The organism is Micromonospora endolithica (assembly GCF_003626595.1).
Lineage (GTDB): Bacteria > Actinomycetota > Actinomycetes > Mycobacteriales > Micromonosporaceae > Micromonospora > Micromonospora endolithica.
Window position 1 is genome coordinate 36,201 of sequence record NZ_RBAK01000002.1, and the last position, 24,673, is coordinate 60,873.

Annotated in this window: 19 protein-coding genes; 8 read left to right on the forward strand and 11 right to left on the reverse strand. The window is 73.5% G+C overall.

Annotated features, from left to right (window positions below):
- The first annotated feature begins 145 nt into the window (after positions 1-145).
- Positions 146-1,711, forward strand: a complete 1,566-nt coding sequence (locus tag D7223_RS06070) for an aldehyde dehydrogenase family protein (RefSeq protein WP_120725896.1) — start codon at positions 146-148, stop codon at positions 1,709-1,711.
- Between the two features lie 62 nt (positions 1,712-1,773).
- On the opposite strand, the gene D7223_RS06075 is transcribed toward D7223_RS06070, so the two are convergent.
- From D7223_RS06075 to D7223_RS06085, 3 genes are all read right to left on the reverse strand, one after another.
- Positions 1,774-2,709 (reverse strand): peptidoglycan-binding protein, encoded by a 936-nt coding sequence (locus D7223_RS06075; RefSeq protein ID WP_120725898.1) that lies wholly within the window; start codon positions 2,707-2,709, stop codon positions 1,774-1,776.
- A 98-nt stretch (positions 2,710-2,807) separates the two neighbouring features.
- Positions 2,808-3,866 (reverse strand): GNAT family N-acetyltransferase, encoded by a 1,059-nt coding sequence (locus D7223_RS06080; protein WP_120725900.1) that lies wholly within the window; start codon positions 3,864-3,866, stop codon positions 2,808-2,810.
- A gap of 120 nt (positions 3,867-3,986) precedes the next feature.
- Positions 3,987-4,685: an ACT domain-containing protein gene (locus tag D7223_RS06085; RefSeq protein WP_120725902.1), complete on the reverse strand. Its 699-nt coding sequence runs from the start codon at positions 4,683-4,685 to the stop codon at positions 3,987-3,989.
- A 152-nt stretch (positions 4,686-4,837) separates the two neighbouring features.
- On the opposite strand from D7223_RS06085, the gene D7223_RS06090 reads away from it, so the two are divergent.
- The 5 genes from D7223_RS06090 to D7223_RS06110 all read left to right on the forward strand — a co-directional run bounded on the left by D7223_RS06090 (position 4,838) and on the right by D7223_RS06110 (position 11,800).
- Positions 4,838-5,908 carry a phosphotransferase family protein gene (locus tag D7223_RS06090; RefSeq protein WP_120725904.1) on the forward strand — a complete coding sequence of 357 codons (1,071 nt, stop codon included), beginning with the start codon at positions 4,838-4,840 and terminating at the stop codon, positions 5,906-5,908.
- Positions 5,908-7,128, forward strand: coding sequence for an acyl-CoA dehydrogenase family protein (locus tag D7223_RS06095; protein WP_120725906.1), 1,221 nt, complete (start codon positions 5,908-5,910; stop codon positions 7,126-7,128). Before D7223_RS06090 ends, D7223_RS06095 begins: the two co-directional genes overlap by 1 nt.
- A gap of 58 nt (positions 7,129-7,186) precedes the next feature.
- Positions 7,187-9,043, forward strand: a complete 1,857-nt coding sequence (locus D7223_RS06100) for a glycosyltransferase family 2 protein (RefSeq protein ID WP_147252581.1) — start codon at positions 7,187-7,189, stop codon at positions 9,041-9,043.
- Entirely contained in the window at positions 9,040-10,632 is a 1,593-nt protein-coding gene (locus tag D7223_RS06105; protein WP_120725912.1) for a glycosyltransferase family 2 protein, read from the forward strand. The genes D7223_RS06100 and D7223_RS06105 overlap by 4 nt, the downstream gene beginning before the upstream one ends.
- A gap of 85 nt (positions 10,633-10,717) precedes the next feature.
- Positions 10,718-11,800, forward strand: coding sequence for a glycosyltransferase family 2 protein (locus D7223_RS06110; RefSeq protein WP_120725914.1), 1,083 nt, complete (start codon positions 10,718-10,720; stop codon positions 11,798-11,800).
- 137 nt (positions 11,801-11,937) lie between these two features.
- Here the strand turns inward: D7223_RS06110 and D7223_RS06115 are convergent, their stop codons facing one another.
- The 8 genes from D7223_RS06115 to D7223_RS06150 all read right to left on the reverse strand — a co-directional run bounded on the left by D7223_RS06115 (position 11,938) and on the right by D7223_RS06150 (position 21,796).
- Positions 11,938-12,738: a sulfotransferase gene (locus D7223_RS06115; RefSeq protein ID WP_120725916.1), complete on the reverse strand. Its 801-nt coding sequence runs from the start codon at positions 12,736-12,738 to the stop codon at positions 11,938-11,940.
- A gap of 105 nt (positions 12,739-12,843) precedes the next feature.
- Positions 12,844-15,006, reverse strand: coding sequence for a glycosyltransferase family 1 protein (locus tag D7223_RS06120; protein ID WP_120725918.1), 2,163 nt, complete (start codon positions 15,004-15,006; stop codon positions 12,844-12,846).
- A gap of 116 nt (positions 15,007-15,122) precedes the next feature.
- Positions 15,123-16,169 (reverse strand): LacI family DNA-binding transcriptional regulator, encoded by a 1,047-nt coding sequence (locus D7223_RS06125; protein WP_120725920.1) that lies wholly within the window; start codon positions 16,167-16,169, stop codon positions 15,123-15,125.
- Positions 16,170-16,252: 83 nt separating this feature from the next.
- Positions 16,253-17,686, reverse strand: a complete 1,434-nt coding sequence (locus D7223_RS06130) for a GH1 family beta-glucosidase (protein ID WP_120725922.1) — start codon at positions 17,684-17,686, stop codon at positions 16,253-16,255.
- Entirely contained in the window at positions 17,683-18,525 is an 843-nt protein-coding gene (locus tag D7223_RS06135) for a carbohydrate ABC transporter permease (protein ID WP_120725924.1), read from the reverse strand. The genes D7223_RS06130 and D7223_RS06135 overlap by 4 nt, the downstream gene beginning before the upstream one ends.
- 10 nt (positions 18,526-18,535) lie before the next feature.
- Positions 18,536-19,504, reverse strand: a complete 969-nt coding sequence (locus tag D7223_RS06140; protein WP_120725926.1) for a carbohydrate ABC transporter permease — start codon at positions 19,502-19,504, stop codon at positions 18,536-18,538.
- A 112-nt stretch (positions 19,505-19,616) separates the two neighbouring features.
- A complete protein-coding gene (locus D7223_RS06145) occupies positions 19,617-20,909 on the reverse strand; it encodes an ABC transporter substrate-binding protein (RefSeq protein ID WP_120725929.1) in 1,293 nt (430 codons plus the stop codon).
- Between the two features lie 341 nt (positions 20,910-21,250).
- Positions 21,251-21,796 (reverse strand): plasmid pRiA4b ORF-3 family protein, encoded by a 546-nt coding sequence (locus D7223_RS06150; protein ID WP_120725931.1) that lies wholly within the window; start codon positions 21,794-21,796, stop codon positions 21,251-21,253.
- 153 nt (positions 21,797-21,949) lie between these two features.
- Here D7223_RS06150 and D7223_RS06155 point away from each other — a divergent pair, with 153 nt between their 5' ends.
- Positions 21,950-22,696 carry a pyrimidine reductase family protein gene (locus D7223_RS06155; protein ID WP_120725933.1) on the forward strand — a complete coding sequence of 249 codons (747 nt, stop codon included), beginning with the start codon at positions 21,950-21,952 and terminating at the stop codon, positions 22,694-22,696.
- Between the two features lie 203 nt (positions 22,697-22,899).
- Complete coding sequence (locus D7223_RS06160) at positions 22,900-24,651, forward strand: ATP-binding protein (protein WP_120725936.1); 1,752 nt, start codon at positions 22,900-22,902, stop codon at positions 24,649-24,651.
- Positions 24,652-24,673 lie beyond the last annotated feature (22 nt).

Here is a 24,673-nt window from a genome sequence, read left to right on the forward strand (position 1 = left end):
CCGCGTGAACCGGCCGGTTGCACGCGGCTGTCGCGTCCTGACATACGAACGTACTGTTGCCGCCCTGTCGCGGGCCGGGCGACAGTCAGCCCACCTGCGGGGCCATCGACGCCGCCGCTATCGGACCATCCTCAGGAGGATCGCGATGGCTCTACGACTCGCCGACGGAACCGCCTGGTCGGACACCCTCGCCCGCGCGATCGCCGCCACCGGGGAAGCCTTCGGGCCCGAGGTCGACGGTGCCGTCACCCTGCACAACCTGATCGAGGGCGAGTGGCGGGCGGCCGGCTCGCCCGGCGCGGTGCACAGCCCGGTCGACAACACCGTCCTGGTCAACCTGCCCCGGCTCGACGCACCGGCCGCCCGCGCCGCCGTGGCGCACGCCGCCGCCGCGCACCGGCAGTGGGCGCGGACGCCGCTGGCCGAACGCAAGGCCCGGGTCAGCGACGCGCTGGACGCCCTCACCGCCCACCGTGACCTGCTCGCCATGCTGCTGGTCTGGGAGATCGGCAAGCCGTGGCGGCTGGCCTGCGCCGACGTCGACCGCGCGCTGGACGGCGTGCGCTGGTACGTGGGCGAGATCGACCGGATGCTGGCCGGTGGCCGGGAACCGCTGCCCGGCCCGGTCAGCAACATCGCCTCCTGGAACTACCCGATGAGCGTGCTGGTGCACGCCGAACTGGTGCAACTGCTGGCCGGCAACGCGGTCATCGCCAAGACCCCGTCGCAGGGCGGCGCGGTCTGCCTCACCGTCGCGCACGCGCTGATGCGGCGCGCCGGGCTGCCCGCCACCCTGGTCTCCGGCAGCGGCGCGGAGCTGTCCGAGGTGCTGGTCCGGGCCCCGGAGATCGGCGCGGTGGCCTTCGTCGGCGGCCGTTCCAACGGTGGCAAGGTCGCCGCCGCGCTGCTGGACACCGACAAGCGGCACTTCATCGAGCAGGAGGGCCTCAACGCCTGGGGCGTCTGGGAGTTCTCCCAGTGGGACCTGCTCGCCGCGCACCTGAAGAAGGGCTTCGAGTACGGCAAGCAGCGCTGCACCGCGTACCCGCGCTTCGTCGTGCAGCGGGACCTGGTCGACGAGTTCCTCGACATGTACCTGCCGGTCGTCCGCTCGGTCCGCTTCGGTCACCCGCTCGCCGTCGGCGACGACTGGTCGGCCGGTGACCCGCTGCCCGAGCTGGACTTCGGCCCGCTGATCAGCGCCGCCAAGGCCGACGAGCTGCGCCGCAAGGTCGACGAGGCGGTACGCGGCGGCGCGATCCCGCTGCACCGCGGCAAGCTCGACGGTGCGCCGTTCCTGGCCGGGCAGGACACCTCGGCGTACGTGGCGCCGTCGGTGCTGCTCGCCCCGCCCGGCCGGTCCCGGCTGATGCACGCCGAACCGTTCGGGCCGGTCGACACCATCGTGGTGGTGGACACCACCGACGAGCTGCTGGCCGCGATGAACGCCTCCAACGGCGCGCTCGTCGCGTCGCTGGCCTGCGACGACGAGGACCTCGCCGGCAAGCTCGCGGTGGACCTCCAGGCGTTCAAGGTCGGCATCAACAAGCCCCGCTCCCGGGGTGACCGGGACGAGCCCTTCGGCGGTCGGGGAGCCTCCTGGAAGGGTGCGTTCGTCGGTGGCGACCTGCTGGTGCAGGCGGTCACCGTGGGCGGCGACGGCCGGCTCTACGGCAACTTCCCCGACCACAGCAGCTACCCCGCCACCTGACCGGACGCGACGAGCTGGACCCGCCCGGCCGCCCTCGGGGGACGAGGACGGCCGGGGGCGGGTCAGTAGGCGCAGCCGGTGCTGGGAAGGGTGGACGGCGCGGGGACGGACGCGCCGTCGTAGAGCGCCAGCAGCATCAGCTGGGGGCAGCGGTTACCGCCGTTCACGCGCACCTCGAGATGCAGGTGCGGGCCGGTGCTGTTGCCGGTGTTGCCGGTGTAGCCGATGACCTGACCGGCGCTGACCCGGCTGCCGGCGGCGACCGAGCGGGACGACAGGTGGCAGTACTGGTAGTACGCGCCGTCGTCGCCCGAGATGCCGATGCCGTAGCCGCAGCCGCCACCGACGTGGCTGATCGTGCCCGAGGTGATCGCGTACGTGGTCACGCCGGTGACCGTGGGCAGGTCGATGGCCGGGTAGTCGTGGTGCGGGTCGTCGTACTCGGAGCGCGGCAGGACCGAGCGCCCGATGACGAGCCGGTAGTTGCCGCCGCCCTGCCCGTCGCCGACCAGCCACTGCCAGGTGGTAGCGCCGACGGTGGTGCCGCCGGTGAGACCGCGGTTGGCCTTGAAGCTGGTGACCGCGTTGGTGGTGGCGGCACCCCAGATCCCGTCGACGGTGAGCCCGTACCCGTACTTGTTGAGCGCGGTCTGCAGGGCGCGGACGGCGTTGCTGTTCGCGCCGACGTCCACGGTGACGGCCAGCCCGCCCCAGGTCAGTGGGCCGACGATCCCGTCGGCGGCGAGGCCCCGGCCGGACTGGAAGGCGCTCACGGCGGCGACGGTGCCGGAGCCGTAGAACCCGTCCACGGTCAGGGTCTGCCCGTGGTGTCGCAGCAGGAACTGGGCGGTGGCGACGTTGGCGCCGGAGGTTCCGCCGCTCAGGGTTGGCCAGGCGGGGGTGGCGGCCTGCGCGGCGGTCGGGACGGCCAGCACGGCGACGGCGGTGAGGGTCACCGCGCCGAGCCAGGTAAGCAATCGACGCACGACGATAGTCATGCCGGTCAGTATGGCGACGGCGATAAATATTTACAATGCTGAGAAGTTGTAAAGAACTTTTCGCCGTCGTGCCCGGCCTGGATGGGAGCGCGACCAGGTCAGCCGGTCCGCTCCGGCACGGGTGTGTTCGCCACCAGCGGCACGGTCAGCGTGGCCAGGCCGCCGTCGTACTCGGCGACCGTCGGGCGGCCCAGCCGGCGCAGGGTCCGCAGCATCGGCGCGTTGTCGGCCTGCACGTGCAGCACCAGGGCCGCGTACCCGGCGGTGTCGGCCTGCCGGACCAGCCGGCGCAGCAACGCCGAGCCCAGCCCGCGCCGCTGCCAGTCGTCGCGCACCAGCAACGCCACCTCGGCCTCGTCGCCCTCGGCGAGCAGGTTCGCCATGGCGACCACCGACTCCGCCGCCCCGTCGGAGCCGGTGGCCGTCGCCAGCAGGGTCGACCCGCGCGCCGGCTCCAGCAGCCGCCGCAGCCGGGCCGGCGAGGGCACCGACGCCCCGCCCAGGTAACGCCGGTGCCGCGCCCCCGCCGAGCACCGCTCGTGCAGCTCCCCCACGCCGGCCAGGTCGTCGGCGACCGCCGGCCGTACGCCCACCTCGGCGCCGTCGGGCAGCACCAGGGTGACGTGCTCCACGGCCCGGCGCGCGACGGTGGCCGCCAGCTCCACCAGGGCCTGCGCCCGCGCGTACTCCGCCGGGGTGAAACCGGGTGCCGCCCGCCGCAGCGCGTACGACCCGCCGCCCGGGTCGGCCAGCGACATGTTCGTGTCGGCTATCCCGCCACCCGACCCGGCCGGCGCCGGCCGCCACGTGACAGCGTCCGCGCCGAGCAGGGCGCGCAGCGCCTCCCCGGTCGCGTCCGGGTCCCGGACCAGGCGGTTGGCCAGGCCGAGCACCCGGGTCGGCTGGTCGGCGAGTCCACGCGCCTCGCTGCGCGCCACCCAGCAGTCCCGGCCCCGCCCCCGCTCCACGGCGGCGACCAGGTCGGCCTCGTCGAGGGTGTCCGGCGCGTCGACCAGGAAGTCGTCGACCGCACCCCGTTCGGTCGTGTGCACCTGCACGGTGAGGATGTTGACCCCCCGCAACGCCAGGCTCGCCGTGAGGACCGACAGGTAACCCGGTCGGTCGTCAACGGTGGCCCGGATCCGCCACAGCGTCATGGCTCGCTCCCTTCCCCGGTACGACCATCGCCGCCGCCTGTTGCCGGCCGATTGCCCCGTGGTGACGGGTGGGTCCCGCGCACCGCGACCTGCGTCACACCGCCGGCCGGACGCGGACGCTCAGGTGGTGACCGGCGGCGCGCCGACCAGGTCGAGCCGGTCGCCGAGGATCACCGCGCTGGCCCGGACCAGCTGCGCCAGCCGATCCACCTCGGTGGAGTGGAAGGCGGGAGCGGCGAGGGTGTCACTGCGCTCCCGGGCCACCACCAGCACCAGGCCGGCCCGGCCGAACGGCGCGACCGCGCAGTGGTCACCCTCGACGCTGGTCATCGCGCGGGCCCGCAGCGGCGTCACGTCCGGCAGCCGGGGCGGCACCGGGGCGCGCCAGCTCGCGTGCCCCACCGTCGCCGCGCTGCCCGCCCCGGCCCGGGAGGCCCAGTCGAGCGGGACGACCGCCGCCACCGCCCAGTCGGCGGCCAGCAGGCCGGGCACCGCGTCGACGAGGGTGGCCAGGCCGTCGGTCGGGTTGCCCGCCACCTGCGCCAGCAACTCCGCGTCCTGGCCGGTGGTGGTGGGCGCGCCGATCGCCCGCCACACGCCGTCGACCTGGACGCCGGGGATCGCCGCGAGACCGGCCAGCAGCCGCTCCACCCGTGCCGCGCCGGGCCACACCACGGTGAAGTCGTCCACCGCCCGACCGCCGAGCCGTTCGAGCACCACCACCTGGACGATGTCCGCCCCGGAGACGCCCATGGTGCGGGCGACCTGGCCGAGGGTGCCCGGACGATCCGGCAGGGTGACCCGAACTCGCAGCAACATCTTCGACAACCCTCCGCTCGGCGGGCCGGCGCGGCGGCCGGCAGGCTGGGCACCAGCCTGTCCCGTGACCATTTCGTCCCTGTTGCAGCAGCATGTCCCCGGGGCAAAATCCCGACCTTGACAAGAAAGCTGAGCTGCCATCAACTAATCGGATGACCGAGCCGGCCGTCGACGCGTACGCCCCGACCTCCGCGCCCCGGGGGCTCGACCTCGACCGGCTGCACGCCTACCTGGCCGAGCACCGGCCGGAGCTGGCCGGTGGTGAGCTGCGGGCCACGCTGATCGCCGGCGGCAAGTCCAACCTGACCTATTTGCTGCGCACCGGCGGGCACGAGGTGGTGCTGCGTCGCCCACCGCTGGGGCACGTGCTGGCCACCGCGCACGACATGGCCCGGGAACACCGGGTGATCTCCGCGCTCGCCCCGACCGACGTGCCGGTGCCGGCGGCGTTGCTGCTCTGCACCGACCCCGAGGTGATCGGCGCGCCGTTCTACCTGATGGAACGCGTGCGGGGCGAGGTGCTGCGCAGCCGGTCCCAGACCGACCCGCTGCACGCCGACCAGCGCCGGGCCCTGGCCATGGCGATGATGGACACCCTCGCCGCGCTGCACACCGTCGACCCGGCGCAGGTCGGGCTCGCCGACTTCGGCCGCCCGGAGGGCTACCTCGCCCGGCAGGTGCGCCGCTGGGCCGGGCAGCTCGACCGCTCCCGCAGCCGCGACCTGCCCGGCATCGACGAGCTGCGCGACCGGCTGGCGGCCACCGCGCCGGAGGGCGCCAACGCCGGCCGGATCGTGCACGGCGACTACCGGCTGGACAACCTGCTCGTCACCGCCGACCCGGTGGCGGTGCGCGCCGTACTCGACTGGGAGATGGCCACCCTGGGCGACCCGCTCGCCGACCTCGGCCTGCTGCTGACCTACTGGGACGTGCTCGGTGGCAGCGACGCCGCCGCCGGCAATCCGGTCGCCGACGGGCTCGGTCCGCGCGCCGGTTTCCCCGGCGGCGCCGAGCTGATCGAGCGGTACGCCGGCCGCAGCGACGTCGACGTCGGCCCGCTGCACTGGCACGTCGCGCTGGGCTGTTTCAAGCTCGCGGTGATCTGCGAGGGCATCCACTACCGGCACACGCTCGGCCAGACGCTGGGTGAGGGTTTCGACCGGATCGGCGACATGGTCGCGCCGCTGGTCGCGCACGGACTGCACGCGGTGAGGGAGAAATGATGGACTTTGCCTACGACGCCCGCACCGTCGAGTTGCAGGGGCAGCTCACCGCCTTCCTCGACGAGTGCGTCTACCCGGCCGAGCCGGTGCACGCCGAGCAGGTGGAGTCGACCGGCGACCCGTGGGCCCGGCCGGCGGTGATGGCCGAGCTGAAGGCCGAGGCGCGCCGGCGCGGCCTGTGGAACCTGTTCCTGCCCGACGCCCGCTACGGCGCCGGCCTGACCAACCTCCAGTACGCGCCGCTGGCCGAGCTGACCGGCCGCAGCCCGCACCTCGCCCCGGAGGCACTCAACTGTGCCGCGCCGGACACCGGCAACATGGAACTGCTCGCCGAGTTCGGCTCCGACGCGCAGCGCGACCGCTGGCTCAAGCCGCTGCTGGAGGGCGAGATCCGCTCGGCGTTCTGCATGACCGAGCCGGACGTCGCCTCCTCCGACGCGACCAACATCGCCACCCGGATCACCCGGGACGGCGACGACTACGTGATCAACGGCCGCAAGTGGTGGTCCTCCGGCGCGATGGACCCGGCCTGCGAGATCTTCATCGTGATGGGCAAGACCGACCCGACCGCCGACCGGCACCGCCAGCAGAGCATGGTGCTGGTGGCCCGGGACACGCCGGGCGTCACGGTCCGCCGGGGCATGCGGGTGTTCGGCTACAGCGACGCGTCGCACGGCGGGCACGCCGAGATCGACTTCACCGACGTCCGGGTGCCGGCGGAGAACCTGATCGGCGCGGAGGGCACCGGCTTCGCCATCGCCCAGGCCCGACTCGGCCCCGGCCGGATCCACCACTGCATGCGGCTGATCGGCATGGCCGAGCGGGCCCTGGAACTGCTCTGCCGCCGGGTGGCCGAGCGGGTCGCCTTCGGCCGCCCCCTCGCCGAGCAGGGCGTCGTACGGGAGTGGATCGCCGAGTCCCGGGTGCGCATCGAACAGGCCCGGCTGCTGGTGCTCAAGACCGCCTGGCTGATGGACACCGTGGGCAACAAGGGCGCGCACACCGAGATCCAGGCCATCAAGATCGCAACCCCGGCGATGGCGGAGTGGGTGATCGACAAGGCCATCCAGGGCTACGGCGGCGCGGGCGTCAGCCAGGACACCCCGCTCGCCGCGCTGTGGTCCGCCGCCCGCACGCTCCGCCTCGCCGACGGCCCGGACGAGGTGCACCGTTCCTCCCTGGCCAAGCGCGAACTCCGCCGCTGGGCCACCCCCGCCTGATCCGGCCCGGCCACCTGCCCGACAGACTCCCGTCACCTGGTCCGGCTAGCGTCGCCCGGTGCCTTCCGACGAGCAACGCGGGCCGGGTCCGGTCGTGGTCACGGCGGCCCCCGCCCGGGTGGTGGCCGGGTTGCGCCGCCGGGTCCGCCGCTGGTCACGACGGCTCCGGGACGCGACGCCCCGGCGGCTGGCCCCCTGGCAGGAGACGGTCGCCGCCGGTCCGGCCCGGTCGGCTGCCGACGGCGCCGTCGAGCTGGCGGCCACGACGGTCGGCGAGCTGCGCCGGCACCTCTCGACCACCGGCGAATCCACCGACCGGCTGCGGGTGGTGGTTCGGGAGTGGGAGACGCCGTATCCCGGCTGGTCCGGGCGGCTCGGGGCGTTGCCGTACCTGACCGGCCACCAGTTGACCCTGCCCACCCAGGGTCGGGGCCGGGCCGAGGTGTCGGTGGTGCTGGCCCGGCCGCTGCCCGTACCGCGGATCCTGGCGGCCGTCCTGGCCGCGCTGCGGCCGGACGCGCCCCTGCCGACACCGGCCGCCGCCCTGCTCGCCGTCGGTGGCCCGCCGCCGCCCTGGCTGCCGGCCCGGGACGCCGCCACCGCCGTCCGTCCGGACGCGTCCACCGACGGGGTACGCCCGTACGACCTGCGGCTGGACCGGGCCGGACCGGCCGGGCCGGGCACCGTCGGGGTGGCCGCCGACCCGGTCGGGATGACCACCGCCGACGGCGTGGCCGTGGTGGCCGTGGACGCCTCGGCGGCCAACCCGCGCGGGCGGCGGCGACCCGCCCGGGGGCAGCCGAGCGGGAGGCTGACCGTCACCGCCGGGGCGGACCCGACGAGCTGGCGGATCGACCGGACGCCCGATGAGGTCACCGTCGTCGCCGGTCGGCTCGGTGAACCGCTCGACGACCGGCAGACCCGGGTCCTGGCCGACCTCGGCGCGGTCACCGCCGACGGCCCGGGTACCGCCGCCGCGCACGAGTACGCCGGCCTCCTCGCCCAGCTCGCCATGACCGGCGTGCCGGTGCACGCGTCGGCGCTCCCGCCGCGGACCGCCGCCCTGCTCGGGACGGAGCTGACCGCGCTGCTCACCACCGCACCGGTCGCCGACCTGTTCGCCCGGGAGATCCACGGTGTGCGGCTGCGCCGGGCGGCGCTGCGCCGGCACGCCAGCGCGTTCGCGCTGCCGGGAGCCGTCGCCGGGGCGTACCCGTCGCTGGCCCGGCCGCCCGCGGTCACCGCGCTGCTGCTGACCCGGCGACCCGACCGGATCGTCCGCGCGGTCGCCGACCTGGCCGCGCAGACCTACCCCGAGTTGGAGATCGTGGTCGGCTTGCACGGGGTCGAGCTCCGACCGGAGGTAAGGGCCGGTCTCGACTCCCAGTCGCTGCCGGTCCACCTGGTGTCCCTGCCCGCGGAGACCGGTTTCGGTGCGGCGCTCGGCGAGATCACCCGGTACGCGCGGGGCAGCCTGGTGACCAAGGTGGACGACGACGACCGCTACGGTCCGGAGCACGTGTGGGACCTGGTCCTGGCCCGGCACTACTCCGGGGCGACGCTGGTCGGCAAGGGGGCCGAGTTCGTCCATCTGGAGGCGCCCGACCTGACCGTCCGGCGTCAGATGGCCAGCGAGATCTTCACCGACGTGGTCGCCGGCGGCACGATGCTGCTCGGCCGGGGCGACCTGGAGGCGGTCGGCGGGTGGCGGCCGGTGCCACGGTCGGTCGACCGGGCGTTGCTCGACCGGGTGCTGGGCGCCGGTGGGTTGGTCTACCGCACCCACGGGTTCGGCTTCGTCTACACCCGCCACGCCGACGGGCACACCTGGGACCCGGGCCAGGACTACTTCCTGCGCAACCCGCTGCGCCGCTGGGACGGCCTGCTCCGGCACGAGGAGTTCGGCACCCGATGACCCCGACCCCCCGGGCGGTACGCAACGACTGGTCGGCGGTGCGGGTGCCCGACCTCGGACGGTGGCGGCCACGGCTGACGGTCAGCGTGGTGATCCCGGCGTACGACTGCCAGCCCGGCCTGGACCTCACCCTGGCCGCGCTGGCCCGGCAGACCTACCCGGCCGCGCTGCTGGAGGTCGTCGTCGTCGACGACGGCACGACCCCGCCGCTGCGCCTGCCGGACCGGCGTCCGCCGCGCACCCGCCTGGTCCGGGCGCCCGAACACTCGACCGGCTGGGGCCGGGCCAACGCCCTGCACCTGGGCGCCGCCATCAGCACGGGCGAGATCCTGCACTGGCTCGACGCCGACATGCTCGTCTTCGACGAGCACGTGGAGGCGCAGGCCCGCTGGCACCACCAGGTGCCGTACGCGGTGACCCTGGGCTACAAGCGGTTCGTCGACACCGCCCCCGGGCACCCGGACTGGCCGGGCACCGACGCCCCGGCCGAGTCGCTCTTCGCCGGCCACGACACGGTGCGGCACGAGCACGTCGAGGAGCTGATCGACCGCACCGACCAGCTGCGCGGAGCCGACCATCTGGCGTTCATGATCCACGTCGGCGCGACGGCGGCGCTGCGGCGCGAGCTGTACGACGCGGCCGGCGGTCTGGACACCGGCCTGCGGCTGGGCGAGGACACCGAGTTCGGGTACCGGCTCGCCCAGGCCGGTGCGCTCTTCGTGCCCGAACCGGCGGCCCGTTCCTGGCACCTCGGGCCCAGCCACGTGATGCGGGACCGGGAGCGGGTCCAGCGGTACAACCGGCCCTTCCTGGCCGACCGGATGCCGCAACCCCGGTGGCTGCGCCGGGACGGCGGCACGGCGTGGTCGGTGCCGTTGGTGACCGTGGTGCTGCCGGTGGGCGCGCAGCCGCTGGAGCGGGTCCGCGCGGTGGTCGACACCATCCTGACCGGCGACGAGCCCGACGTACGGGTCTGTCTCGTGGCGCCCTGGGACTCGCTCGACGACGCCCGGGTGCGACCGCTCGCCGATCCCGCGCTCGACCTGCGGCTGCTGGCCGCCACCTACCGGAGCGAGCCGCGGGTCCGGCTGGTGACCGAGGCACCCGGGTCGGTGCACCCGGTGCCGTTCCTGCTGGAGCTGCCGGCCACGGTGACCCCCGCCCCGTACGCGGTCCGTCGCCTGGTCGAGATCGCCGACCGGCACCAGGTCGGCCTGGTCCGGGTACCGGTTCCGGCCGGCCCGGGCGCGACCGGGCCGGCGGAGGTGCGGCTGTGGCGGACCGCCGCGCTCGGCCGGGCCGGCTGGGTCCGCACCGGGCACGAGACACCGGCCGAGGTGGTCACCGCCGTCCACGGCTGCCGTCTGGTCTCCGCCGAGCTGGCCGGGATCGCCGACGCCGGGGCCGGTCGCCCGTCCTGGTGGACGCCGGACGCGGTCGAGGTCGCCGGGGTCCGGTCACTGGCCCGGGCCACGGTCGCGGTCGGCGCGCTGGTGGCCCGCCGGGCCGCCGGTCGGGTACGCCGGCCGGGCCGGCCGGCGAGCGGCCGGGCGGCCGGCACCGCCGACCCGGGCCGCGAGTTCGCCTGATCGTCCTCTGCTGTGGGCAGAGCCGCCAACGACGCCTCAACCGGTGTTCGCATGGTGGCAACCTGTGCCGTCGACCGTGTAGGGCATGAGTGCCCCCGCACCGATGCTGTCCGTGGTGATCCCCGTCCACAATGTCGCGGACTTCCTGCCGCTCTGCCTGGACTCCGTGCTGTTCGACCGGTCGGCCGAGGTGGAGGTCGTCGCCGTCGACGACTGCTCGCCGGACCGGTCGGCGGCGATCCTGGCCGACTACGCCCGCCGTGACCCACGGCTGCGGGTGCTCACCCTGCCCCGGAACGTGGGGTTGAGCGGGGCGCGCAACCTCGGGCTCACCTCGGCCCGGGGCGAGTACGTCTGGTTCGTCGACGGCGACGACTGGGTGTCGAGCGGGGCGGTCGAGGCGGTGCTGGACCGGCTGTCGGCCACCCGTCCGGACGTCCTGCTCGTCGACCACGTCGAGGTCTTCGACAACGGCCGGGTGGTGGCCGGCACCCCGGACGGGGTGTTGCGCGCGCTACCGTCCCCGCTGCGCCTGGCCGAGCATCCCCGCCTGCTGCGCCTGGCCCAGTCGGCGTGCACCAAGGTGGCCCGCCGGGCGTACCTCCACGAGACCGGGCTGCGCTTCTCCCCCGGCTGGTACGAGGACTGCGCCTTCAGCCACCCGCTGTTGATGGCGGCGGAACGGATCGAGGTGCTCGACCGGGTCTGTTACTGCTACCGGCAGCGGGCGGCTTCCGGCGCGATCACCAAGACCCGCAGCCCGCGCCACTTCGAGGTCTTCGCCCAGTACGAACGGTTGTTCGCCCGGGTCGACCGGGGCGGCCGGGCGTACGACGTCTTCCGGCCGGAGCTGTTCCGGGTGATGACGGACCACTACCTGGTCATCGCCGGCAACGAGCGGCGGCTGCCGCCGTCGGTACGCCGGTCGTTCTTCCACCGGGCGGCGCGGGACTACCGGCGTTGGCTGCCGGCCGACGGCTACCCGATGCCCGACGGCGTGGCCGGGCTGAAGCACCGCCTGCTGCGCGACGACAACTATCCCGCGTACGCGGTGCTGCGCTCGGCCTACCGGGCGGCGAACCAGCTGCGGAGGACGGTCCGGCGGCCCGCTGAGCACGGTTACTCCCCCGCCCTGCACCCGGCGGTGACCCGGCCGACGACCAGCTAGGGGTCGGGTGTGGCCCCCGCCGCCGCGCCCTGGACGACGCTCGGCGGCGGCGCGGGGCGCCGACGCCCGGCGCGGGGTGCGGTCGGGGCGGATCGGGGCGGGGGTCCTGCCGGACACCGGCCGGCGGTGGCGCCGGCTCAGCGCCGTCGCGCCACCCGCACGACGCGGCGGGCCAACCTGCGGAGCCGGCGGGTGCCGCGCGGCGTCGTCGGCGCGGCGGTCCCGCCGGCGCCCCGGGCCGCCGGCTTGTACGAGTGCCGGGTGTCCAGCGTGGCCCGGACCCGTGCCTCGTCCAGTTCCTCACCGAGGAACGCGAACAGCTCCCGGATGTTGTCGAGGCTGTCGTCGATCCGGTCGTAGTGGAAGTGGAAGTGCCGCGCGTCGGCGGGGAAGGCGGACAGACGACGGTCGGCGGCCTGGACGCGCTCCAGCGAGCCGGGATGCTCGGCCCACCACGCGCTGCGCGCCACGTCGTCGGGGAGCCGGTGATTGAAGACGATCTTCGAGGCGGGGAAGGACTTCCGGAGGAAGTCGAGGTATCCGGTCAGGTCCTCCAGGTGCGCCTCGGTGTAGCGGATCTCCTTGAACCCCAGCACCCGGTCGCCCGGGCGGGGGCACAGCACGTCGGCCACGAACGCGTCGAGCAGGGCCCGACGGAACGCCGAGGGGCGCCAGGCGTGCGCGCCGTACCACGGGTTGCGCGACGACCGGCTCTCGTCGCCGCCGTGCCTGCGGTGAGCGCCGTCGAGGACCGCCTGAGCCTGGTACAGCCGGTACAGCGCGTTGCCGTTCTCACCACGGATCCGGTAACCGGGGATGGTGTTCAACAACCCCATCAGCAACGTCGAGCCGGACCGGCCGTAGGTGACGACGAAGACGTACCGGTAGCGGCGGGCGAGGTCGGCGCGGTGGTACCGGCGGGCGAACTGCGGGAGCAAGGCGGTCTCCGGATCGGTCCGAGGCGGGCGCGGTGACGCTACTGCGCCGAGGTGTACGGCAGGGAGGTGTGGGACGAACCTGCCGCGACACGGCGGTGACCGGTGTCAGGTCGAGAGCAGGCGGTCCAGGTCGGGCCGGACCACGGACCAGTCCCACGTCGCCAGGGCGTACCCGGTCGCCTCCGCGCCGGCCGCCCGCCAGGTGCGCTCGTCACGGGTCACCGCGAGGATCCGCCGGACCGCCTCCTGTGGGCTGTCCACCACCCAGTCGGCGGGATAGAGGTGGCGGGCGTTCGCCGGCCGGCCGGCGAAGAACGGCCAGTCCCGTACGACCGGGACGGCCCCGCTCGCCGCCCCCTCCATCAGTCCGACGTGGCAGCCCTCCCGCACCGAGGAGCTGAGGACGACACCGATCTCGGTGAGCGCCGCGGGCACGTCGTCGGTCGGCCCGGTGCGCAGCACCGCACCGGACGGCGTCAGCTCGGCCAGGTCGGCGTCCAGGGCGGCCCGGTACCGGCGGGCGGCCACGCTGGTCTCCGGACGCACGTCGGCACCGACCAGCAACAGGCGGTAGCGCGGATCGTGCGCGCGGAGCAGCCGTAGCACGGCCAGGGCCCAGCGGGGGTCCTTCGCCACCTGACCGACGCCCACCAGGCCCAGGTGGAAGCGGGCCCGCGCCGCCTTGGGCCGGACGAAACCGCGCAGGTCCATCGCGTTGTGCAGCACGTGCAGGCGGGGCGGCGACCACCCCGCGTCCCCGACATTCCCGGCATCGCCTGCGGCGGCTCCACCGGGTCCGGCGGCGCGGCGGGCGAGGGTGGGCACCAGTGACACGGCCAGGTCCCGGATGTGGTCGGCGACGAAGACGACGTCGTCGACCCGGGAGAAGTCGACCAGGTGCGGCCAGCGGGTCAGTGTCTCGTAGCTGTGCAGCCGCACCACGACCCGGGTGGTGCCCGGGTCGACCGAGGTGACCAGCGCGGCGGGGGCCGCGCACCACTCGACGAGCACCGTGTCGGCCCAGTCCAGGTGCGGCCGCAACCACCGCTCGACCTGCTCGGCGTGACCGGGGTCGCCGCCGAGGCGGTGCCGCAGCCGCGCGCCGACCGCGCCGGCGAGCCGCTGCGCCTCCGGTTCGGCGGCCAGGTCGAGGAAGCGGAGTTCGACTCCGGGCTCGGCGTCGTAGGTCGACCGGATCAGGGACAGGAACTTGTCGTCGACGCTGGTGAGGATCAGCAACCGGACCGGGCGGCCGGCCGGTGGCCCCGCGGCGGGCCGGCGACGACCGCGCGGGGCCGTCGCCGCCGCCACGGCCGTCGACCGGCGGAGCGGGGCGACGAAGCCGGCCGGGTCGTCGGCCAGCGGTGAGGTCAGCCGGTCGACGTGCAGGACGCGGTGGAACAGCAGCCCCAACGCCCGCTCGACATGTGCGGCGGCGCCCACCGCGTCCCCGGCGTCATGGCGTCGATCGGCCACCGCCAGCAGCCCAGCCACCACGGTCGCCAGGTCGTCCGGCAGCTCGCCCGCCGCCAGTTCGGCGGCCGCCGCGTCGCCGCGCAGCCGGGCCGCGACGTCCGGGGCGGTCACCTGGGCGGCTGCCGCGCGCAGTGCCCGGCTCTGCCGCTCCGGGTGCCCCGCCCACGACATGCCGGTGCCGACCTCACGGGCCAGCACGGCGCGTACCGGATCGGGCAGCGCGGGTGCGGTCAGCACGCCGAGCCAGAAGCGGCTGCCGGCCCGACTGCGCAGGATCGGCCGGGCGGTGGCGAGCCCGGCCGCGGTACGCGCCGTGCCGCGCACCGCGTCGCGCAACCCGCCGGCCGCCCGCCCCGGGTAGGTGGCCAGTCCGACCGGGCGCGTCGGTCGCCCCGGTTCGTCCCGGACCGCCTCGGCGACGCCGAAGCGGGCGTCCAGGTCGGGGTGCCGCCGGGCCATGCGGCGGACACTGTACGAGGCGTAGGCGTCCAGCGCGACCAGCACGTCGACCCGGCGCAGCTGCCGACGCAGTGCCGGCTCGCGCCGGAGCCGCAGCCACAACCGCTCGCCGCCGCCCGCGTGCAGCGCCCGACGATTCGGCGCGGCGTGCACGGTGTCGGTCGGTAGCGCGCAGACCCAGTCGAGGTGCAGGTCGGCCGGCAGCCGGTCGGCGTCGACCGCGCCGGCCAGGTGTACCCGGGCGCCCCGGGCCCGGAGCGCGCCGACGACGTCGGCCAGTACCTGTGGGGCCGGCACGACACCGGCGATCAGCAGCACGTCGGTGGCGGGCACAGGGCGAGAAGCTAGCAGCGGCAGGTGGCCGGCGGTCAGCCGGCAGGTGTCCGCCGGGTTGCCCGGGATTCCGCCCCGCCCGCCGGCCCGGCACGCGGGCCCGCGCCCGGCGCGAACTAGGCGGAGGCGCGCTCGATCAGCTGGGTGTCCAGCAGGACGTGGGGGGAGGCGAACTCCTCACCCCGGATGCGGGCCACCAGGAGGTGGGCCATCTGCCGGCCCATCTCCTCGATCGGCTGGAAGACCGTGGTCAGCGGCGGGTCCGCCTGCCGGGCGATCGGGGCGTCGTCGAAGCCGATCACCGCCACGTCCTCGGGCACCCGCCGGCCGGCCTCGCGCAGCGTCCGCAACGCGCCGAACGCCATCAGGTCCGAGGCGACGAAGACCGCGTCCAGGTCGGGGCAGACGTCCAGCAGCCGGCGCATCCCGGCCACTCCGCTCTCCTCGCTGAAGTCCCCGTACGCGATGAGGTCCGGGTTGACCCCGCCCCCGGCGGCCCGGACCGCCTCCTGGTAGCCGGTCAACCGGGCCAGGCCGGCGCCCATGTCCTGCGGCCCGGCGATGGTGGCGATCCGCCGCCGCCCCCGGGCGGCGAGGTGCTGCACCGCGTTGCGGGCGCCACCGATGTTGTCCACGTCGACGAACCACCCCGGCTGGGCGCCCGAACCCAGCATCCGGGCCGGTCGTCCGCCGAGCACCGCGGGCAGGCCGCGCTCCTCCAGCATGCCGGGCAGCGGGTCGGCGTCGTGCAGCGACAGCAGCAGTACGCCGTCGACGTGCTGGTTGGTGAGGTGGTGCTCGACGCGTTCCCGCTCGATCGGCGACTGCACCATGGCGAGCCACAGCTGGAGCGGGGTCTCCAGCAGCCCGGAGCTGACGCCCCGGACGATGCCGGCGAAGAACGGCTCGGTGAAGACCCGCTCGCCGGACTCGGAGACCACCAGCGCGACGGAGTCCGTCCGCTGGGTGACCAGTGCGCGGGCGGCCCGGTTGGGCACGTAGCCCAGCTCGGCGATGGCCTGCTGCACCGCGGCCCGGGCCTCGGGGCTCACCTGGGGCGACCCGTTGACCACGCGGGAAACCGTGCCGCGCCCCACGCCGGCGCGCGCGGCGACCGCGTCGAGGGTCGGGCGCCCGAGCGACCGGGTGCGCTGCGTTGTCATCGTCTGCTCCTCCGACGTCGGGCGGACCCGGTGCCACCCCCGCGGGGTGGGGCACCGGGACCGCCCGGATTGCTGGCCCGAGCCTATTGTGCGGCCAGACCGTTGCGTCGGATCACCTCGGCGTACCACCTGGCGCTGGACTTGGGGATGCGGACCTGGCTGTCGTAGTCGACGTGGATCATGCCGAACCGCTTGGTGTAACCCCAGGCCCACTCGAAATTATCCATGAGCGACCAGGCGAAGTAGCCCCGCAGCGGCACGCCCGCCTCGATCGCCTCGTGCGAGGCGCGCAGGTGGGCGTCGAAGTACGCGAGCCGGTCGACGTCGTCGACCTCCCCGTCGACCACCGTGTCGACGAAGGCGGAGCCGTTCTCGGTGACGTACAGGGGCAGGTCGGTGTATTCCTCGTGCACCCGGCGCAGCGTCTCCAGCAGGCCCGGGGCGTCGATCTCCCAGTCCATGTCGGTGACCGGGACGCCCCGGGTGACGAAGCGGACGTCCTCGCTGCCCGGCCAGCAGGACGGCGCCCGCCAGTACTTCTCCGGCTGCTGGCCCTCGATCGGCGCGGCCACCACGTGCCGGCTGTAGTAGTTGACGCCGACCACGTCCAGCGGGCTGGAGATGGTCGCCAGGTCACCGTCCTGGACGTGCCCGAAGTCGGTCACCTCGGCCAGGTCGGCCACCAGGTCCTCCGGGTACGCCCCCTTAAGCAGGGGGTCGAGGAAGAACCGGTTGGCCAGCCCGTCGATCCGCCGGGCGGCGTCGACGTCACCCGGCGCGTCGCTGGCCGGGTCGACCGGGTAGAGGTTGACCGTGACACCCAGCTCGGCGGTCGGCCGGGCCGCCCGCAGTGCCTGCACGGCCAGGCCGTGGCCGAGCATCAGGTGGTGTCCGGCGCGGACCGCCTCCGCGCCGTCCGACCGGCCCGGCGCGTGCACGCCGGAACCGTAGCCGAGGAAGGCCGAGCACCACGGCTCGTTGAGCGTCGTCCAGTACCGCACCCGGTCACCGAGCGCGTCGGCGACCAGCGTCGCGTAGTCGGCGAACCGGGCGGCGGTGTCCCGGGCCGGCCAGCCGCCGGCGTCCTCCAGCGGCTGCGGCAGGTCCCAGTGGTAGAGCGTGAGCCACGGCTCGATGCCGTTGGCCAGCAGGTTGTCCACCAGCCGCCGGTAGAAGTCCAGGCCGGCCTCGTTGGCCGGGCCGGACCCGCCCGGCTGCACCCGCGGCCAGGAGACGGAGAACCGGTAGGACTTCAGCCCCAGCTCGGCCATCAGCGCCACGTCGGAGTCCAGCCGGTGGTAGTGGTCGCAGGCCACGTCGCCGGTGTGCCCGTTGACCGTCCGGCCGGGGGTGTGGCTGAAGGTGTCCCAGATCGACGGGCCCCGGCCGTCCTCGGTCGCGGCGCCCTCGATCTGGTACGCCGCGGTGGCGGCGCCCCAGAGGAAGCCGGGCGGGAAGGTCAGCGGCGGGCGCTCGGCGAGGGCACCGGAGGCCGGCGGGCGGGCGGGGTAGCTCACGATTTGACGGCACCTTCCATGATCCCGCCGATGATCTGGCGGCCGAACAGGAGAAAGACGAGCACCAGGGGGATGGTGCCGACCGCGGTGGCGGCGAAGACCTGGGAGTAGTCGGTGTAGTAGGCGTACGAGAGGAAGGAGAGCGAGACCTGGAGGGTCGGGTTCTCCGGGGACAGGATCGCGTACGGCCAGAGGAACGAGTTCCAGGTCTCCATGAAGGTCAGCAGACCGAGCACGCCGGCGGCCGGGCGCAGCGCGGGCAGCACGATGCTCCAGTAGATCCGGAACGTGCTCGCGCCGTCGACGCGGCCGGCCTCGATCAACTCGTCGGAGATCGCCTGGCTGGCGTACTGGCGCATCATGAACACACCGAAGGCGCTGACCAGGAACGGCACGGTGACGGCGTAGAGGGTGTCGTACCAGTTGAGGTCCTGCATCATGCCCCAGAGCGGGATGAGGCCCATCTGGGTCGGGATCATCATGGTGACGATGATCGCCAGCAGCAGGGCGTTCTGCCCCCGGAACTTCAGCTTCGCGAAGGCGAACCCGGCCAGCGACCCGGTGAGCACCACCGACAGGGTGACCACCGAGGAGACGATGATCGAGTTCATCATGCCCTTGAGGAAGTTGGCCGCGTCGTTGTCGAGCACCCGGCCGAAGTTGTCCCCGAACGCTCCGCCGGGGGTCACCGGCGGTGGCACGTCGTTGATGGAGTCGAGGCTGCGGGTGCCGATCACGACCATGTAGTAGAAGGGGTAGATCGACATCAGCGCCGCCAGGACGAGCGCCACGTAGGTCAACGGACTGGTGCGCCACAGGCGCTGGGAAGCCGAGATCATCGGTCTCTCCTCACTTCGCCGTGCGACGGACGAGTAGGAAGTTGAGCAGCGACACCAACACGATGATCATGAAGATCGCCCAGGCGACCGCGGCTCCGTAGCCCGCGGTGTTCAGGTTCGTGATGCCCTTCTCGTACATGTACATGGCCAGCGTCTGGAACTCCCGCTGGTTGCCGCCGATGATGTTGCCGTTGCCGAAGAGCAGGGGCTCGGTGAAGAGCTGCATGCCACCGATCGTGGACAGGATGACCACGAAGATGAAGGTCGGCTTGAGCATCGGCAGGGTGATCTGCCAGAACTGCCGCCACTGGCTGGCACCGTCGATCGCCGCGGCCTCGTAGAGGTCCTTCGGGATGGCCTGCATCCCGGCGAGCAGGATCAGCGTGTTGTAACCGGTCCACCGCCAGTTGACCATGGAGGCGATGGCGGTCCAGGAACTCCACCGTTCCCCGTCCCAGTCGACCGGGTCGACACCGACGAGGCTGAGCAGCCAGTTGAACAGGCCGAACTCCCGCTGGAACAGCATGCCGAAGACGATCGCGACGGCGGCCACCGAGACCACGTTCGGGACGAAGATGGCCATCCGGAAGAAGGTCTTGGCGCGCAGGAGGGTCTTGTTGAGCAGGTTCGCCAGGAAGAGCGCCAGCAGCAGCTGCGGGATCGTCGACAGGGCGAAGATGCCGAACGTGTTGACCAGCGCGTTCCAGAAGTAGTCGTCGGAGAGCAGCGCGCTGTAGTTGTCGAGCCCGATGAACGTGTGGTCGCCGATCATGTCCCAGTCGTGCAGGGACATCCAGGCGGTCCGCAGCATCGGGTAGAGCCCGAACACGCCGAAGAGCAGGAAGAACGGCGCGATGTAGAGGTACGGCGAGTACTTGAGGTCCAAGCGGTTGAGGAGGTATCCCCGGCGACGCCGGGCGGGGGCGTCGGGGGGTGGTGGTGCTGGTGACGGCGGTGCCGTCGTGGCCGAGAGGCTCATGGCGAGATTCCTTTCCCGGCGAGGCCCGGGGGCCCTCGCCGGGGTGCTACGCGGAGGGGGGACCGACCGGTGGCGTCCGGGTTGTCCCCGAACGCCACCGGAGGGGAATCACTCAGAAAGCACCCTGAGTCTTCGCGTCCTTCGTGAACTGCTCCCAGGCCTTGGCCTTGTCGGCCTGCCCGTTCTCGAACGCCCGCATGGCCGGCTCGAACGCGTTCTCCTTCACCGCCTGGTGCTTCGGGCCCAGGTGGATCGGCTCGATCTTGCTGACGCTCTCGCCGAAGATCTTGCCGGTCGGCGCGTTGCTGAAGTACTCGTTGGTGTAGCTGAGGAACGCCTCGTTCTTCAGCGCCTCAAGGTTGGTGGGCAGCGGGCCCTTGGCCTTGAAGGCCTCCACCTGGCTGGTGGCGTTGGTCAGGAACTCGGCGAGCTTCGCCGCCTCCTTCTGGTACTTGCTCTGCTCCGGAACCGCGAGCCACGAGCCGCCCCAGTTACCGCCGCCACCCGGCACGGACGCCACGTCCCACTTGCCCTTGTTCGCCGCACCGGAGTTCTCCGCGACGATGCCGAGCATCCAGGACGGGCAGAAGGTCGCCGCGAAGGTGCCCTGCTTGAAGCCGCCCGACCACTCCGGCGACCAGGTCTGCGCCTTGGCGGAGATGTCCACCATCGAGGTCGCGGTGTCCCACGCGGTCTTCACCGCGGGGCTGCTGTCCGCGATGATGTTGTTTTCCTTGTCGTAGAACAGGTCGGCACCCTGCTGGAACAGCACGCCGTTGGAGACGGCGGTGATCGAGTCGATGAACGCCTTGCCGCCGCTGCCCTGCTTGTACTTCTTGCCGGCCTCGTGGAAGCCGTTCCAGTCCGGCCAGAGCGCCGACACCTGGTCCCGCTCGGTGGGCAGGCCGGCCGCCTGGAACAGGTCCTTGCGGTAGCAGACGGCGAGGCTGCCGACGTCGGTCGGCAGACCGATCAGCCGGCCGTCCGGCGCCTTGCCGAGCTCCCACTTCCAGGGCAGGTACTCCTTGGAGTGGTCGGCGACCAGCGGGTTGAGGTCGGCCCAGTTGCGCGGGTTGGCCTTGAACTCGTTGAGGATGCCCTCTTCCAGGGCGGTGACGTCGGCCGCGCCCTTGCCGGTGGCGAGGTAGCGGACCAGCTTGGGCCGGTACTCGCTGAGCTGCGCGGTCTTGCGCAGCTCGACCTTGATGCCGGTCTCCTTCTCGTACTGCTTGACGAGCTCGTCGTAGCCCATCTCGCCGAACGTGTCGACGACCAGCTTGGCCGGCTTCTCGCCGGCGGCGGGCTGGTCGTCGTCGTCGTTGCCGCATGCCGAGAGACCGCCGACGGCGGTGATCGCGGCCAGGGCGACGGCCGCCAGGCGGGTACGCCGCGTGGTGAGGCGCATCTGTAACCCCTCTTTCGGTGGTGAGGCTGTCAGTCGGGTGTGGTGGGGGTGTCGTGGTGCGTCCCGGTGGGTGCCACCCCGGATGGCGCCCGGTGCGCGGCGGGTGACCCGCACCACTCCGGGAGCGCTCCCATGAGATTGCCGGGGGGTGTCGGGAGTGTCAATAGGCCGTTGGGAGCGTTCCCAGATCGTTACCACCAGGAAGTTTGCCGATCATCGTCGGCCGTCGACCTGGGCCGAAGCGGTTCAGCGCCCAATCCGACTCGCGGCCACGGGGATCGATGGCCGACGGAGCCCGACCAGGCCAGCGGCGCCGAAACGGTTAAGTCGGCGGGGCCGGGTCAGCAGAGACGACGCAGCAGGGTCGACACCGGCCCGGGGTCGAAGGCGGCCGGATCGAACCGGTCCCCCACCCAGGCCCGCATGTCCCGGTGTTCGGGATGACCGGGATCGCCCCACGCGGCCAGCAGCACCCGGTAACCGTCCGGTCCGCCCACGTCCTCCGGCGGCCCCGCCCGCTCCCCGTCGAGGCAGGCCGGGTAGCGCTCCCGCGGGTCGGCGGCGCAGACGTCCTCCACCAGCAGATCGTGCTCCCACCAGTCGCCGAAGTCGTAGGTGTAGTGGAAGCGGCTGCCCTTGCCCACCACGGCGTCCAGCCGGACGTCCAGCTCGTCGTGCACGGCCAGGTCGCCGTCCGGGTCGGGCTCGCCGTACTGGATGCCGTCGACCTCGAACGAGTGCAGGTGGCAGTCCCGCCAGCCCACCGCGTGCTGCACCACCCGGTGCACCCGGTCGAGGGTGTAGCCGCCGGGCACCAGGACCCGGCGCCAGATCGAGGGCCGGACACCGGTCAGGGAGATCCTCAGCTGGAAGATCTGACGTGGCATGCGCTCCCACCCTCCTCCGGGGAACTAGGCTGCCAGCATGATCTGCCGAGCGTGCCGGGCGAGGCGGCACGACGACTGTCCGGGCCGGAACTGGTGCGACTGTCAGCACCGTACCCCCCGACCCACCCCTCCGGTCACCGGTCCGGCCGGCGAATGACCGTCGGAATTCCGATCTCCCGGCTCTGGCCCGACCCGGTCGCCGAGCCGCTGGACGACGCCGCGCTGACCGCCCTCTACCGCCGCGCGGACCGCCCCCACCTGCGGATGAACTTCGTGGCCAGCGTCGACGGCGCGGTCACCGTCGACGGCTACTCCGCCGGTCTGTCCGGCGAGCCGGACAAGCGGGTCTTCGGCCTGCTCCGGATGCTCTGCGACGCGCTGGTCGTCGCCGCCGGCACGCTGCGGCACGAGGACTACCGCGCGGTCCGGCTCAGCCCGCGGCGCCGGGCCTGGCGCCGGGAGCACGGCCTGGCCGAGTACCCCACGCTCGTGGTGGTCTCCGGCTCGCTGGACCTCGACCCCGGGCAGGCGGCCTTCGCCGACGCCCCGGTGCGGCCGGTCGTCCTCACCCACGCGCGCGCCACCGCGCCACCCGGCCTGGTCGACGTGGCCGACGTCGTGCCCGTCGGCGACGACCGGGTCGACCTCGCCGCCGGCCTGGCCGAGCTGCACCGGCGCGGCCTCGGCCAGGTGCTCTGCGAGGGCGGCCCGCACCTGTTCGGCGCGCTCACCGGAAGCGACCTGGTGGACGAGGTCTGCCTGACCGTCGCCCCGCTGCTCGCCGGGCCGGGCCCCGGCCGGATCACCGCCGGCGAGGCCGCCGCCGTCCGACACCTGTCGCTGCGGCACGTGCTGGCCACCGCCGACGGCGTCCTCATGCTCCGGTACGCCCGCGCCTGAGCCGAGCGACCGCCACCCATCACCGCCGAGCCGGGTGACGACGCAGCGCGGTGCGGCGGCGACCGTGGGTGGCGGTGCCGCACGGACCACGTGGCGTCCGCCGCGTCGCGTGGCAAGCTGTCGTACGTCTCGGGCAGGATGCAGGGCGTGTGCCCCAGCCCCGACCACCTCATCCCCGAACACCAGCGGACCGGAGTTGCCCGATGACCGACGAGGGGATCGACGGCCCGGCCGAGCAGGTCGGCCGGGTGCTCGGCACCGCCGACGCCACTCCGTTGCAGTTCTGGACGGCGGTCGCCCCGGGCAGCTACCTCCAGCTCGACGACGTGGTGGTGACCCGGCGGGAGCTGCCCGACCGCGAGCCGGTGACGATCGCCGGGGTGGTCACCCAGGTGCGGGCCCGGCACGAGGGCGCCCAGTTCGACTCCGACGTCTTCGCCATCGCCGACGGCACGCTGCCGGCGCAGGTGCAGGAGGCGGCCGAGATCACCACCACCCGGGTCGACCCGGAGCTCTACGTGCCGCCGACGCCCGGCGCGGTGGTGCACCGCGCGACGGGTGACGCCCGCGCCCGGGCCCTGCACTTCGACCGGATGGAGCGGCGCATCCCGATGGGCATGGGCCGCGACGGGGTGCCGGTCTACCTGAACGCCGACTTCCTCGACGGCAGCCGGGGCGCGCACGTGTCGATCTCCGGCATCTCCGGCGTCGCCACCAAGACCAGCTTCGCCACCTTCCTGCTCTACTCGGTGTTCCGCTCCGGGGTGCTCGGCGGTGACGCGGTCAACGCCAAGGCGCTGATCTTCAACGTCAAGGGCGAGGACCTGCTGTTCCTCGACCACCCCAACACGCGCCTGGACGACGCGACCCACGCGGCGTACGCGAAGCTCGGTCTTGCCGCCGGCGCCTTCCCCGACGTCCGGGTCTACGCGCCGCCACGGGTCGGCGACTCCTCCGGCACGCCGGACGTGAGCAGCCGGCTCACCGGCGTGGACAGCTTCTACTGGACGCTGGCCGAGTTCTGCGCCGACCGCCTCCTGCCGTACGTGTTCGCCGACGCCGACGACGAACGCCAGCAGTACACGATGGTGGTGCACTCGGTCGCCGCCCACCTGGCCCGTTACGCCCAGCCGGCCGACGGCGGGGTGAGCATCGACGGGGTGCGCCTGGGGTCCTACGCGGATCTGGTCGACCACATCGTCGACCGGCTCAACGACGACGACACCCGCTCCGAGTGGGCCGGCAGCGCGGTCGGGCTGGGCACGGTCAACGCGTTCGCCCGGCGGTTGATCGGCAGCAAGAAGGACCTGTCCCGGCTGATCCGGGGTGACCTCGCCACCCGCCGCCCGCACAGCATCAACACCGCCGAGTCGGCCCAGGTCACCGTGGTCGACCTGCACAACCTGCCGGACCGGGCGCAGCGGTTCGTGGTCGGCGTGACGCTGAAGAGCGAGTTCGAGCGCAAGGAGAAGTCCGGCACCGCCAAGCCGCTGCTGTTCGTGGTGCTCGACGAGCTGAACAAGTACGCCCCCCGGGAGGGCTCCTCCCCGATCAAGGAGGTGCTGCTGGACATCGCCGAGCGGGGCCGCTCGCTCGGGGTGATCCTGGTCGGCGCCCAGCAGACGGCGAGCGAGGTGGAGCGGCGGATCGTCACCAACTCGGCGATCCGGGTGGTCGGCCGGCTGGACCCGGCCGAGGCGTCCCGCCCGGAGTACGGCTTCCTCCCGCCCGCGCAGCGTCAGCGCGCGCTGCTGGCCAAGCCCGGCACGATGTTCGTCAACCAGCCGGACATCCCGGTGCCGCTCTGCCTGGAGTTCCCGTTCCCCGCCTGGGCCACCCGGGTGTCCGAGGCCGGCCGGGCCCCGTCGCAGACGCTCCGGTCGATCACCGGGACGGCCGACCCGTTCGCGGTGGTCGGCACCGGCGGCGGCACCGACGACGACATCCCGTTCTGACGGGGCCGGCACCCGTGAGCGC

Bases quoted from the DNA above. Each gene is read 5' to 3' on its own strand.
- D7223_RS06135 (WP_120725924.1), bottom strand. From the start codon at position 18,525: ATGATCTCGGCTTCCCAGCGCCTGTGGCGCACCAGTCCGTTGACCTAC.
- D7223_RS06085 (WP_120725902.1), bottom strand. From the start codon at position 4,685: ATGTTGCTGCGAGTTCGGGTCACCCTGCCGGATCGTCCGGGCACCCTC.
- D7223_RS06075 (WP_120725898.1), bottom strand. From the start codon at position 2,709: ATGACTATCGTCGTGCGTCGATTGCTTACCTGGCTCGGCGCGGTGACC.
- D7223_RS06095 (WP_120725906.1), top strand. From the start codon at position 5,908: ATGGACTTTGCCTACGACGCCCGCACCGTCGAGTTGCAGGGGCAGCTC.
- D7223_RS06155 (WP_120725933.1), top strand. From the start codon at position 21,950: ATGACCGTCGGAATTCCGATCTCCCGGCTCTGGCCCGACCCGGTCGCC.
- D7223_RS06110 (WP_120725914.1), top strand. From the start codon at position 10,718: ATGAGTGCCCCCGCACCGATGCTGTCCGTGGTGATCCCCGTCCACAAT.
- D7223_RS06070 (WP_120725896.1), top strand. From the start codon at position 146: ATGGCTCTACGACTCGCCGACGGAACCGCCTGGTCGGACACCCTCGCC.
- D7223_RS06140 (WP_120725926.1), bottom strand. From the start codon at position 19,504: ATGAGCCTCTCGGCCACGACGGCACCGCCGTCACCAGCACCACCACCC.
- D7223_RS06150 (WP_120725931.1), bottom strand. From the start codon at position 21,796: ATGCCACGTCAGATCTTCCAGCTGAGGATCTCCCTGACCGGTGTCCGG.
- D7223_RS06145 (WP_120725929.1), bottom strand. From the start codon at position 20,909: ATGCGCCTCACCACGCGGCGTACCCGCCTGGCGGCCGTCGCCCTGGCC.
- D7223_RS06160 (WP_120725936.1), top strand. From the start codon at position 22,900: ATGACCGACGAGGGGATCGACGGCCCGGCCGAGCAGGTCGGCCGGGTG.
- D7223_RS06090 (WP_120725904.1), top strand. From the start codon at position 4,838: ATGACCGAGCCGGCCGTCGACGCGTACGCCCCGACCTCCGCGCCCCGG.
- D7223_RS06105 (WP_120725912.1), top strand. From the start codon at position 9,040: ATGACCCCGACCCCCCGGGCGGTACGCAACGACTGGTCGGCGGTGCGG.
- D7223_RS06125 (WP_120725920.1), bottom strand. From the start codon at position 16,169: ATGACAACGCAGCGCACCCGGTCGCTCGGGCGCCCGACCCTCGACGCG.
- D7223_RS06080 (WP_120725900.1), bottom strand. From the start codon at position 3,866: ATGACGCTGTGGCGGATCCGGGCCACCGTTGACGACCGACCGGGTTAC.